Below are 11,642 nucleotides of genomic sequence, written 5' to 3' on the forward strand. Positions count from 1 at the left end.
GGCGTGCCCCCGCCGCGCGGGCGGCGCTCGGTCTGGCGGTGACCGGCGGCCTGGTGTCCGTCGCCGCGGCGGGCGGCGTGCTGCGCACGGTGCTGCCCGGCGCGTGGACGGTTCCGGCCTGTCTGGCCTGCGGGGCCGCTCTGCTCCTCGTCCGCGGTACCTGGCTGCCGGAGACCGTTCGCCGGGGCCTGTGGTGGTCCTCCGCGAGTGTGCAGGCCCTGGCCGTGGCGTGGGCGCTGCCCCTCGTCACCGTGGTCGCCGTCGGTCCGGCCGGCTGGGCGGCCCGCGTCTGGAGCGGATCGCCGCCGGGCGCCCGGGACGCGGTGACGGTCGACACGCCCTGGCCGTCGGGTACGGAGACGGCTCCGCTGGTACTTGCCGCCGTCGCGGTGGCTCTCGCGTCGGTGTTCCGCTCAGGACCGCGCCGCGCCGCCGCCCTGAGCGGTGCGCTCGTTCTGGCCTGGGCAGCCGTCCTCGTCCTGTCCGCGACGCTCGGACTGTCCTACTCCGCGGGCCTGTTGACGCAGGGTGTGATCACGGCGGCCGCGCTGGCGGCCACGGCGTACAGCCGTGACCGGCACCTCACCGGTGACGGCCCGGCAGTACCGCCCGTGCCCCCACTTCCGGCCGGCACCCGGCCCTCCCCCGTGTCACTGACCGCCCTCTGCCTGGCGCTCCTCACCTCTCTCCACCTCGTCGCGCTCTCCCTCGCAGCCGAAGTCGCCACTCTCGGTGTCCTCGCGAGCCTGACGGCCCTGTTCGCGGCGGCCGCCGTCCGGCTGAAGCAGGAGTCACGGGCCGTCACGGCCGCAACGTCCCTCGTGTACGCCGGCGCGCTGGCCTGTGCCACGGGGGCGTCCCTGGACTGGCAGCCGCACCACGTCGCGCTGCTCGTCCTGGTGGTCCCGGCCGCGGCGGCACTGTTGGCTCCCCGGACGGGGGACACGGCAACGACGGTGTCCGTCGAGGCGGCAGGAGCCGTGGCGGCTCTGGTGGCGATCGGTCTCGCGCTCGCGGAACCGCCCACGCTCGCCCTCGTCCTGGCCCTGTGCGGCGTGATCGCCGCGGGCACCGCGGTGCGCGTCGACCGCAGGCAGGCCGGCTACGCGGCAGCGGCCCTGTTCGTGCTGGCCACCTGGGTACGGCTGGCGTCCTGGGAGGTCGTCTCCCCGGAGGCGTACACGCTGCCGGTGACCGTGCCCGCGCTGGTCGTCGGTCTCGTCCGCAGGCGCCGTGACGCGCAGGCCTCGTCCTGGACGGCGTACGGGCCCGGCCTGTCGCTGACGCTGGTGCCGAGCCTGATCACGGCCTGGGGCGACTCCGGCTGGCCGCGCCCGCTGCTGCTCGGCGCGGCGGCGCTGCTGGTCACCCTCGCCGGTGCCCGGCAGCGCCTCCAGGCACTGCTCGTCCTCGGTGGCGGCACGCTCGCCCTGGTCGCCCTCCACGAGCTGGCCCCGTACATCGCCCAGGCCATGGGCGCGATTCCGCGTTGGGTACCTCCCGCGCTTGCGGGTCTTCTGCTGCTGGCGCTGGGCGCGACGTACGAGCAACGGCTCCGGGACGCCCGCCGGGTGCGGGAGGTACTGGGAAGGATGCGCTGACGTCGGGCGCCCTCGGGGGCGGGGGAACCGCGCGACCGGCCTCGGGGCCGCGCGGTCACCCCTGCCCTCAGCGGGGTGTCACGGCATCTTGTCTCCGACGAGGGCCAGGTTCTGGATGGCCGCCAGTCCGTACAGCGCCGTCGTGTTCGTCGACACCCACGGCGCCTCGCTGCCCGGGACCAGGCCGGTCGGCCCCTCGACCTTCTTCGTGGACCAGTCCGTCGACTCCTTGTAGTCCCACGCGTCGGCGCTGTTGTAGAACTGCCGCCATGCCCGCGCGGCCAGCTTGTCGTCGCCCAACTCGACGGCCGCGTAGGCGTCCTGGCGCGAATGGCCCTGGAACAGCAGCAGTGAGCCGAAGTTGGACCCGTACCGGGCGGCCTGCTCGGCCTTCGTGGCGTTGAAGTAGCGGCAGTAGTCGAGCCACGCCTCCTTGAACTTCGGCATGTCGATCTGGTCGAGGAGTTCGGCGTTGAGCTCGACCAGGCCGAACATCGCCGAGAGGTGCGAGACCCCCACCACGGCCTTGTCCGCGACGGCGAACTTCCCGGTGTCCAGGTCGTACAGGGCAGTGCCCTGGACGAACCCGTTGGGCTGCGCGGCGATGGTCTCCATCGTCGACAGGACCCGCGCCTTGGCCTTCTCCCACTTGGGGCCGCGCCGCTCCCACTCGGTGAGCCACGCGGACACCAGGCCGCTCCAGTCGGTGCCGAAGCCGATCGACAGGGCGTTGCGGTCCGGCTCGTACGGCTCGGTGCGGATCTTGCGGATCGGGTCGAGGACGAGGAACGTCTCGTCGGAGTCGACGTTGGCGTGCATGAGGTCGCCGACGCGTTCGTCCGCCGTGAGGAAGTAGTAGTAGCGGCGGTAGGTGGTGTTGGCGATGCGCTGCTGCTTGGCGCTGTCCGCGTAGTGCTGGACACCGTGCCGGGTGCCGAGGCCCGCCCACTTGCCCAGGTGGTAGACGTCGACCTCGCCGGTGTGCCGGGTCATGGCCTCCGCGAACCGGAAGATGTCGGCGCGGCCCGAGCGCATGTACGCGAACCAGAGCCACAGGTCGGGCGAGAGCTCGGAGTTGTCCCAGGCGTAGCCGCCGACGTCGTAGCACCACTGGTGCCGGCTCGGGTCGTACGTGTGCATGATGTCGCCGTAGTCCCAGAAGCCGTACCAACGACGCATCTCCACCTGGTCCTTGTAATAGGTGAAGAGGAAGTCGAGGTGGTCCTCGATCTTCGCCTTGGCGGCGGTGGAGCGGTCCGGCTCGGAGAACAGTTTGCCGAAGACACCGGCCTTGATCAGGTGCTTGGGGGGCGCGGCGAGCTGCGCCGGGGTGCGCACGGCGTCCACCTGCTTGGCCATCGCCTCGGCGCTCGGCGTCGACTCGTGGGCCCAGAAGAGGAGTTCGCTGGTACGGGCTATGCCGTACGGGGTGCCGAAGCCGGGCTCGTAGTCCTCGTAGGTGATGTTGAGGCCCTCGAGCTGTTCGGGGTACGTGTCCTGGCCCATGCCGTCGTGGTAGAAGCGCAGGTCCATGGGCTGCGACTCGGGCGACCAGAGCCACATGGTGACCTCGGCCTCGTCGGTCTGCGCGTCGCGGATGTCGAGCTGGGCGGGAAACTTCTCCCAGAAGTCCCGCAGCCCGAAGGCCAGTCCGCCGCTCGCACCGCCGACGTACCCGAAGCCGCTCGCCCGGCGGCCACCGCCCGCGCCGATCCAGCCGTGGCCCTTCTTGGTCCGCTTGCGGACCGAGAACCCGTCAGCGGACAGCTGGGAGAGGGTGTAGTCGCCCCACTCGGGGATGTACTGGAGGCGGGTCGTCACCCGCTGGTCCCAGGTCGACGGGTCGGGCAGCTTCTTGCCCTCGAACTGGGCCGTCCGCACGGCGGCGCCCGGGTCGCGTCGCAGACCGGTGACGCCCTTCACCGCCTCGCGGAGCAGACCGGTCCCCTCACCGCCGATACGGATGTGCCGGTCGTACGCGGCGTCGCGCATCGGCACCTTGAAGCGGACACCGATGCCGCGGATGAAGTCTCCGCTCGCCTTGCCGGGCTCCTGGGTGCCGTCGAAGGTGATCGTGTGCACCATACGGAAGGACTCGGCGCCCGCGTAGAAGTAGAGCCGGACCGAGAAGGGCAGCCAGCTCCGGCTGCCCTTGCGGTGCTTGCCGTCGATGCGGACGACCGCGCGGACCGGTCCGTCCTGCTCGACCTCGGTCTTGGCGACGACACTCTCGAACCGTTCGTACTTCTCCGTGCCCTGGTCGCCGTCCTCGATCTCGGGCTGGCGCAGCAGCACGAGACGGCCGTCCTTGGCGATCTCCGTCGAGCCGCGCAGCACGGACTTCACCAGCGTGGAGCCGCTCTTGCCGATCCTGGCGGTGATGACACCGGTCGAGACGGTGATGGTGCCGCCACGCCCGTCGACGGTCACCTTCTTCGCGGGAGCCGCGGGCGAACCCGCGTCGAGCGTGAGCTTCCCGTTCCCCGCCTCCGGGCCGACCGCGTGTGCCGTCCACTTGAGGGAGCCGTCCGGCCAGTAGCCGATCGGCCAGGACTGGACGGGCACCTCCTTGCCGTCGGCGTCCTTCAGCGCGAACGTCTGGTCCTTCTCGTACGTGCCCTTCGGCCAGGGCACGCCCACGGTCGAGCCGGGAGCGGCGCCGAGGCCGCCGTCCTCCAGCCAGTCCAGGGTCACCGGGTCCGCGTCGGCGGCGTCGGCTCTCGGCGCGGCCTGTGCGTCCTTCGCGCCCAGGGCCCAGCTGAACTGGGCGGCGGCTCCGGCGACGGCGGCCGCCTTGAGGAGGGACCTGCGGGGGATGGGAGACATCAGGGCTCAGCCTTCCTTTCCGTACGGGGAAGTCAGGGGCATGACAGAGAGAGGTGCGACGCCGGGGCGCCGACCTGGTGCGGCCGGTCAGCGGCGCCGGCCACGCTCCTCCACGGCGAGGGCCGCCGCCGCGACGGCCCCGAGGACGGGGATCGCCAGCGGCGGCACGAACCAGGCGGAACAGGCCACGACGGCCAGTCCGCCGACGAGCAGGAAGGACCCGGCGGGGTCCAGGACGGTGCGGCGCCCGGCGGCGGCCAGCAGCTCCCGCCAGGAGGCACCGGGCTCCCAGACCGCCGCCGCACGCAGCCCGGCGACGGCCAGTCCGATCAGGGCGAACAGCCCCACGGCCCCGACGAGCGGGCCGCCGGGGATCCCGGCGCGTACGGCCTGGACGTCGACCCACACCGCGAGGGCCGCGGCCCAGCCGAAGAGCCCGGCGAGCCAGCCGCCGCGCACGGCCGCACGGAAGTCCGCGACGAACTCCCGCCAGCCGCCGCCGACGTGGGCGGTGCGCCGCCGCAGGTGTCGCGATCCGGCGGCGAACGCGGCGGGATAGGTGACCACCGGCAGCGAGGCCAGGGCGATCCACACCCCCGTGAGCAGGCACTCGGCGAAGAGTGCAAACCGCTCGGCGAAGGCGGACTCCCGCTTCGGCGGCTTCCGGACGGACGCCGGCGCCGGTGCCGTACGAGCCTTCATGTGTGCCTCAGCCCTTCAGCCCGGAGGTCGCCATACCGTCGATCAGGTAACGCTGGAAGGCGAGGAAGAAGGCCAGCACGGGCAGCAGCGCCACCAGCGACATGGCGATCATGCCGCCGTAGTTGGCGACGCCCTCCTGGTCGCGGAACATCATCATGCCGAGGGAGACGGTGTACTTGGCGGGCTCGTTGAGGTAGATCAGCGGGCCCATGAAGTCGTTCCAGGCGTTGATGAAGGTGAAGATCGCGCTGGTGATGAGGGCCGGCCGGCAGAGCGGCAGCACGATCGACCAGTAGATCCGCAGGTGTCCGCAGCCGTCGAGCCGCGCCGCCTCGTCCAGCTCCTTGGGCAGGTTCCGCATGAACTGCACCATGAGGAAGACGAAGAACGCCTCGGTGGCCAGGTACTTGCCGATCAGCAGCGGCACGTACGTGTTGATCAGTTCCATCTTCTGGAACATCACGTACTGCGGGATGAGCAGCACGTGGTACGGCAGCAGCAGCGTGCCGATCATCAGCGAGAACATCAGGTTGCGTCCGGCGAACCGGATGCGGGCGAAGGCGTACGCCGTCAGCGAGCAGGAGATGAGGATGCCGATGACGGAGCCGAGCGCGTAGAAGAGGGAGTTCTCGAAGAACGTCGCGATCGAGATGTCCGCGATGCCGTCGGCGAGGCCCTTGAAATTCTGGAGGATCGGGCTGGTCGGGAAGAGCTCCAGGCTGCCGATGATCTCCCGGCTGGGCTTGAACGAGGCGCCGAGGACCCAGATGACGGGATAGAGGACGACCGCGAGGACGAGCAGGGCGCCGATGTGCCAGGCGAGTGATCCGCTGCTCTTCCTCCCGAGCGCCAGGGACCTGCGCGGCGGGGTGACGTTCGTACCGGTGCTCGTACTCGTGGATACGCCGGTGGTCGTGGTGGTGGTGCTCATCGGGAGGCCTCCTCGTAGTGCACCCATCGCTTCTGGGACCAGAAGAGGACAACCGTCACCAGCGCCACGGCGAGCAGCAGCATCCAGGCCATCGCGGAGGCGAAGCCCATCTGGGCCTCCTTGAAGCCCTTCTGGTACAGGTAGCAGGTGTAGACGAGCGTGGAGTCGGCCGGTCCGCAACTGGTGTTGGAGACGACGTACGCCGAACCGAAGATCTGGAACGAGTGGATGGTCTCCAGCAGGACGTTGAAGAACAGCACCGGCGAGATCATCGGCAGGGTGATGCTCCAGAACCGCTTGAACGGCCCGGCACCGTCCACCTCGGCCGCCTCGTACAGCTCCTTCGGCACCTGTTTGAGACCGGCGAGGAAGATGACCATGGGGGCGCCGAACTGCCAGACGGTCAGCGCCACCAGGCTGTAGAGCACCCAGTCCGGGTCCCCGACCCAGCCGCCCACGTTCCAGCCGAGGAACGACTGCGTACGGTTCACGATGGCGTCGTCGGAGAAGAGCGCCCGCCACACGAAGCCGACAGACACGCTCGCGCCGATCAGCGACGGAGCGTAGAACGCGGCCCGGTAGAAGGCCTGCCCGCGCCTGCTCTGCGCGAGCAGCAGGGCGACCCCCAGCGCGAGCAGCAGCTTCAGCGGGGTGCCGATGACGACGTACTTCGCCGTCACCTCCACCGACTTCTGCCACCGTGGGTCGTCGAGCATCCTGGTGAAGTTGTCGAAGCCGATCCACTTCGGGGAGTCGAAGAGGTTGTAGTCGGTGAACGCGAAATACAGCGAGGCGGCCATGGGCCCCGCGGTCAGCAGCAGAAAGCCCGCGATCCACGGGGACATGAAGAGATAGCCGGCCAGATTCTCCCGGCGCCCCCGCCGCCTCACGGCGGCGGGGGGACCGGGACGCTTCTCCGGAGCATCCGGCGGAGAGTCCTTGATGAGCGTCGTCACGGCTGTTCCCATCAGGCGGCGAGGGCGGTCTTCGCCTCGGAGAAGAACTGCTTGACCGCGTCGGAGACCTTGGTCTTGCCCGTCGACATGTCACCGGCGATGCGCAGAAACGCGGCTTCGACGGTGTCGGCGCCCGCCGGGTGCGGGGTGATGGTCCCGAGAACCCCGGCCTTGGCGACGTCCTCCTCGTACTTCGCGATCGCCTGGTTCGGGGCGTCGGTCGGCTTGTACGCGTCGAACTGTTCGGTGGTGGCGAGGATGCCGCGGTCGTAGCCCATGATCTTGCCGACCTCGGGGTCGTGCACCATGAAGTCGATGAACTGGGCGACCTCCTTGGGGTGCTTCGTCCGCGCCGAGCCGCTCAGCATGAGCGAGGAGAGGTACTGGCCGGTCTCCTTGCCGTCGGTCGTCGGGATCGGCGCCAGCCCGTAGCTGCTGTCCCCCTCCGTGGTGTAGCGCACGGTGAAGTTGTCCCAGGTGAACTCGGACGCGCCGTCACCGGAGGCCAGCGCCGACTTGGGCTTGAGCTGCTCGACCTTCTTCGGGTCGGTGATGATCCCCGCCTTGACGCGGTTGTACCCGTCCTGCCACCACTCCGTCAGATCGGCCTCGTCGAAGCCGAGACCCTCCTCCGTGAAGAACGCCTTGCCGTTCTGCCGCAGGTAGAGGTCGTACAGGTACATGATCCCGAAGTAGCCGGTGTCGCCCGCCACCTTCTGGGTGTCGTGGATCTTCTTGAGGGCGGCGAAGTACTCGTCCCAGGTCCAGCCCTGCTTGGGCTTGATTCCGGCCTTCGAGAAGACCTTCTCGTCAATGACCAGTGACATGGTGTTGGAACCGACGGGTATGCCGAGCAGCTTTCCGTCCACCTCGCCGACCTTCTCGACACCGGCGCGGAAGTTCTTGAGGTTCAGATTTCCCGCGTCGACTTGGGGCTTGAGGTCGAGCAGGACACTTCTCTTGTCGTACTTCCGCAGAAAGGCGACGGCGTTCTGGAATACGTCCGGCGGATTCCCGCCCGCGGCCTGGGTCTGGAACTTCTCCCAAAAGGCCACGTAATCCTGGAAGTCCGTCTTCACCTTGATCTTCGGGTACTTCTTCTCGAAGAGCTTGATGGACTGGTTGATGCGCTTGGCCCGCTCCTCCGCACCCCACCAGGCGAAGCGGATCTCGACGCTGCCGTCCCCCGACCCGCCGCCGTCTCCCCCGCAGGCCGTCGTCGCGGCCAGCCCCAGCGTGGCCAGCGACGCTCCGGTCGCCTTGAGGACCGTCCGCCTCTCGACACTCCCGTTTTTACCCATAGTCGGGCCTCCCCGCGACGTCACTGTCCGCTGCCATGAATCGTTTCAAGTAAGCGCTTGCTGGCACAAGGTACGGAGGCCCTCAGCGGGCGTCAATGATTCGGACAGGAATTGATGTGAACCGGGCCGCCCGCGCGAGCACGCGAACTGGCTTGAAACCGACCGGGAGTTGGATGATTCCGCAGGTGGGGAGGGGTGTGTCGGGTGGTCGAACAACGCGGCGGAGGAGGGCAGTTGAAAAGATGACGGCCGAAATCGAGGGGCGCAGGGACGCCGGAGTGACGGTGGGTGGCGACCACGGACGTCAGCGGCCCCCACCATCGGTCCATCCAGCCGACCCGTCCAACCAGCCCGTCCAACCTGCCCGCCCAACCTGCCCGTCCAGCCTCCGTCCAGTGGGTCCGAACCGACGGCTGCGACAGCAGGGCGCCGATGACGGGGCAAGGTCGGCACACGGCCCCGGGAGACGGCCGACGTGCGTGAACGGGCGCAGGCGGGGTGAGTCGACGAAGCGGGGAGAGCGGCGATCGAGGCTCCCGGACACCCTCTCCCGCCGGGGCGCGGGCCGCGGCAGCACCGGGCCGGCCACGGGGTGGCCGACGGAGGGACCATCGGAGCGGCCGGCGGGCCGGCAGCGAGCGACCCCAGGAGCCGACGACCCCATTCCGATGTCGAGCCCTCTCGGCGCGGAACGCCTGGTCAGGACCGTGAAGCATCCCGGGCGGAACGGCTTCGATTCCCGGAGTCCGGACACCCAGAGTCTGCGGAACGCCGACAGGCGGCTCGGGTCCACGTCATCCGTGGACCCGAGCCGCCTGTCGGCAACGTGGGCGATACTGGGATCGAACCAGTGACCTCTTCGGTGTGAACGAAGCGCTCTCCCGCTGAGCTAATCGCCCGGGCGCAGACAGTAGATTACCCCATGTCAGAGGGTGGTCCGACCGGACACAGGAGCCTGCCCACGAGCACGCGGAGGGCCGTTACTCCTTGATGTTCCACGGCATCGCGAGGCCGAACTTCCAGACGTAGACACCGACCAGCACGGCGATGATCACCAGCCCGACGGTCGTCAGGATGATGTTGCGGCGCCGGACCTTCGGGTCGAGAGCCTTCTGTGTCGCCTCGGTGACTTTGCGTTTCGTCCAGCGGAGCGCCAGCTGCGCCCAGACGAACTCGGTCGCCCAGATCGCCATGCCGCCGAAGATCACCAGCCAGCCCGGGCCGGGCAGGGGCAGCATGATCACGCCGGCCACGACGACCGCGAGACCCACCACGAACACGCCCACCTGCCAGCTCAGATGCAGCATGCGGCGGGCCTTGATGAAATGCGGCGCCCGGGATCCGAGCGCCGGCTCGCCCTTCGTTTCGTCGGCCGCCATGGCGACCTCCCCCGATCCGTCACTCCCCGTATTCATACGGCCAAACCCTACCGGACGGAAACCAGTCACCGAAATGGTCGTACTACGCGAACGAGCACTCGGCCGGATGAGGTACCTAAAGACACGCAAAACACTCAGAGGGGTTTACAACGGCACCGTAGGTGGCATGTCGATTTCGCCGACGTGCGAATCCCCGAGCGCACACTGAGCGAAAGGCCCTGGCGCTTATGAACACCACGGTCAGCTGCGAGCTGCACCTGCGCCTCGTTGTGTCGAGCGAGTCCTCTTTGCCTGTCCCCGCAGGCCTGCGGTACGACACGGCCGATCCCTACGCCGTGCACGCCACCTTCCACACCGGAGCCGAGGAGACGGTCGAATGGGTGTTCGCCCGCGATCTCCTCGCTGAGGGTCTCCATCGGCCCACCGGTACCGGCGACGTCCGAGTCTGGCCGTCCCGCAGTCACGGTCAGGGCGTCGTGTGCATCGCCCTGAGCTCCCCGGAGGGCGAAGCCCTGCTCGAGGCCCCGGCGCGGGCCCTGGAGTCGTTCCTGAAGCGAACCGACGCCGCCGTGCCCCCCGGCACGGAACACCGGCACTTCGATCTCGACACGGAGCTCTCTCACATCCTGGCCGAAAGCTAGGACGAGGCTCCGCACCAAGCCGCCCGGCGCCGTCCACTCGGGGAGACGGCTCGGGCTCAGACAACCGCATAGGGCACACATGGGCGCCGTCTCCGCGAAGCCACGCGGGGGCGGCGCCCGTGCGTGCACCCCCGGGGACGGGCCCCTGGAGGGCGCAGGCTCACCTCGCGCCCGTACGGCCGTCCGGGCGCCCGGGGTGGCCGGGGTGGCCGGCGAACCGTCCGCGACCGCGTGCGGGCCGCACACGGCATCCTCCCCGCGGCCGGCTCCGGGTCACCCGCGCCGGGGAGCCGCTAGCATCGGCCAGCATCGGCGGGCGTCCGCCCGACCCCCAGGCCAGGGAGCGAAACGTGCTGATCACCCACGACACCCGGTGCGCCCTCGACACCGTGGTCGATCTGGTGAACACCGCACCGGAGGACGACACGACGGACGGACTGGCGAACCTCGCGGCGCTGCTCGAGTTCGTAGGAAAGCACGACATGAGCGATGTCGGGACCCTGACCGAGCTCGACCTCTCTGCGGTGCGCAGGATCCGCGGGCGCTTCGCGGGGGTCTTCGCGGCTCCCGACGCCCGGGCCGCCGCCGTGCTCATCAACGACCTGGTCGCCGCCGCGGGCACCACTCCCCGCCTCACGGACCACGACGGCTACGACTGGCACGTGCACTATTTCGCGCCAGGTGCGTCCGTCGCCGACCACCTCGCCGCGGACTGCGGCATGGCACTGGCCTTCTTCGTGGTGGCGGGGGAACAGGAGCGGCTGCGCCGCTGTGAGGCACCGGACTGCCGACGCGCGTTCGTCGACCTCTCCCGCAACCGTTCCCGCCGCTACTGCGACAGCCGGACCTGCGGAAACCGTCTGCATGTGGCCGCCTACCGGGCGCGACGCAAGGAGGCGGCGGGCTGACGGAGTCCTCGGCGGGTGACGCCAGGGACTCCGCGTACGGCTCAGAGCAGCAGCAGATCGTGCAGCGAAGCCATGAGCAGCAGACAGCCGATCACCGCAAGGAAGATCATCAGCGGTGGCTGGGAAAGCGCGAAGAGACAACCCCGCCGTTCCTCGGAAGGAACCACGGTGTCGCTCTGGGTTGTGTCCAGCATCTCGCGGCGATGATGACGCAGCCGGGACTCCCGAGGCGATCAACACGCCCGGAATATGGGGGAGTTAGCCGAAATCCGTGACACGGCGGTCCACGATCTGGGATAGGCCCTCTCGCCCGTGCCCGGGTCGCGTGTCCGCCCGGTCCGGCGGGTCGGCGCGCGATGCCCGTGCTGCGGTTTCCTCAGATCCCGTGCTTCTTCAG

The 11,642-nt window shown here is 69.5% G+C and carries 10 protein-coding genes and 1 tRNA gene; 3 read left to right on the forward strand and 8 right to left on the reverse strand.

All coding sequences use genetic code 11. From position 1 onward, the window contains the following. On the forward strand, positions 1 to 1,601 hold a 1,601-nt coding region (locus tag KUF83_RS10480), incomplete at its 5' end, for an SCO7613 C-terminal domain-containing membrane protein (protein ID WP_374106036.1). Between the two features lie 78 nt (positions 1,602 to 1,679). Here the strand turns inward: KUF83_RS10480 and KUF83_RS10485 are convergent. The 7 genes from KUF83_RS10485 to KUF83_RS10515 all read right to left on the reverse strand — a co-directional run bounded on the left by KUF83_RS10485 (position 1,680) and on the right by KUF83_RS10515 (position 9,732). After that, positions 1,680 to 4,427, reverse strand: coding sequence for a Tat pathway signal sequence domain protein (locus KUF83_RS10485; RefSeq protein ID WP_217454344.1), 2,748 nt, complete (start codon positions 4,425 to 4,427; stop codon positions 1,680 to 1,682). Between the two features lie 87 nt (positions 4,428 to 4,514). Beyond that, positions 4,515 to 5,129, reverse strand: coding sequence for a hypothetical protein (locus tag KUF83_RS10490; RefSeq protein WP_217454345.1), 615 nt, complete (start codon positions 5,127 to 5,129; stop codon positions 4,515 to 4,517). Between the two features lie 7 nt (positions 5,130 to 5,136). Continuing rightward, the gene (locus tag KUF83_RS10495) at positions 5,137 to 6,060 is read right to left on the reverse strand and encodes a carbohydrate ABC transporter permease (RefSeq protein WP_254643659.1); all 924 of its coding nucleotides are present in this window, start codon (positions 6,058 to 6,060) and stop codon (positions 5,137 to 5,139) included. Then, the gene (locus KUF83_RS10500; RefSeq protein ID WP_217454346.1) at positions 6,057 to 7,028 is read right to left on the reverse strand and encodes a carbohydrate ABC transporter permease; all 972 of its coding nucleotides are present in this window, start codon (positions 7,026 to 7,028) and stop codon (positions 6,057 to 6,059) included. The genes KUF83_RS10495 and KUF83_RS10500 overlap by 4 nt, the downstream gene beginning before the upstream one ends. After that, positions 7,028 to 8,317 (reverse strand): ABC transporter substrate-binding protein, encoded by a 1,290-nt coding sequence (locus KUF83_RS10505; RefSeq protein WP_217454347.1) that lies wholly within the window; start codon positions 8,315 to 8,317, stop codon positions 7,028 to 7,030. Before KUF83_RS10505 ends, KUF83_RS10500 begins: the two co-directional genes overlap by 1 nt. An 827-nt stretch (positions 8,318 to 9,144) precedes the next feature. After that, a tRNA-Val gene (locus KUF83_RS10510) sits at positions 9,145 to 9,216 on the reverse strand. An 81-nt stretch (positions 9,217 to 9,297) separates the two neighbouring features. Beyond that, positions 9,298 to 9,732 (reverse strand): TIGR02611 family protein, encoded by a 435-nt coding sequence (locus KUF83_RS10515; protein ID WP_217454348.1) that lies wholly within the window; start codon positions 9,730 to 9,732, stop codon positions 9,298 to 9,300. 191 nt (positions 9,733 to 9,923) lie between these two features. Between KUF83_RS10515 and KUF83_RS10520 the strand changes: the two genes are divergently transcribed. Both KUF83_RS10520 and KUF83_RS10525 read left to right on the forward strand, forming a co-directional pair. After that, complete coding sequence (locus KUF83_RS10520; protein WP_003959770.1) at positions 9,924 to 10,337, forward strand: SsgA family sporulation/cell division regulator; 414 nt, start codon at positions 9,924 to 9,926, stop codon at positions 10,335 to 10,337. Between the two features lie 350 nt (positions 10,338 to 10,687). Beyond that, positions 10,688 to 11,245 (forward strand): CGNR zinc finger domain-containing protein, encoded by a 558-nt coding sequence (locus KUF83_RS10525; protein WP_217454349.1) that lies wholly within the window; start codon positions 10,688 to 10,690, stop codon positions 11,243 to 11,245. Positions 11,246 to 11,286: 41 nt separating this feature from the next. Here KUF83_RS10525 and KUF83_RS10530 read toward each other — a convergent pair whose 3' ends face one another. Continuing rightward, complete coding sequence (locus KUF83_RS10530; protein ID WP_217454350.1) at positions 11,287 to 11,439, reverse strand: hypothetical protein; 153 nt, start codon at positions 11,437 to 11,439, stop codon at positions 11,287 to 11,289. Between the last annotated feature and the right edge of the window lie 203 nt (positions 11,440 to 11,642).

It is taken from the genome of Streptomyces sp. BV286 (genome assembly GCF_019090165.1).
Classification (GTDB): Bacteria; Actinomycetota; Actinomycetes; order Streptomycetales; family Streptomycetaceae; genus Streptomyces.

Excerpts from the sequence above, each read along its gene's own strand:
- KUF83_RS10485 (WP_217454344.1), bottom strand. The coding sequence starts at position 4,427 with ATGTCTCCCATCCCCCGCAGGTCCCTCCTCAAGGCGGCCGCCGTCGCC.
- KUF83_RS10490 (WP_217454345.1), bottom strand. The coding sequence starts at position 5,129 with ATGAAGGCTCGTACGGCACCGGCGCCGGCGTCCGTCCGGAAGCCGCCG.
- KUF83_RS10495 (WP_254643659.1), bottom strand. The coding sequence starts at position 6,060 with ATGAGCACCACCACCACGACCACCGGCGTATCCACGAGTACGAGCACC.
- KUF83_RS10500 (WP_217454346.1), bottom strand. The coding sequence starts at position 7,028 with ATGGGAACAGCCGTGACGACGCTCATCAAGGACTCTCCGCCGGATGCT.
- KUF83_RS10505 (WP_217454347.1), bottom strand. The coding sequence starts at position 8,317 with ATGGGTAAAAACGGGAGTGTCGAGAGGCGGACGGTCCTCAAGGCGACC.
- KUF83_RS10515 (WP_217454348.1), bottom strand. The coding sequence starts at position 9,732 with ATGAATACGGGGAGTGACGGATCGGGGGAGGTCGCCATGGCGGCCGAC.
- KUF83_RS10520 (WP_003959770.1), top strand. The coding sequence starts at position 9,924 with ATGAACACCACGGTCAGCTGCGAGCTGCACCTGCGCCTCGTTGTGTCG.
- KUF83_RS10530 (WP_217454350.1), bottom strand. The coding sequence starts at position 11,439 with ATGCTGGACACAACCCAGAGCGACACCGTGGTTCCTTCCGAGGAACGG.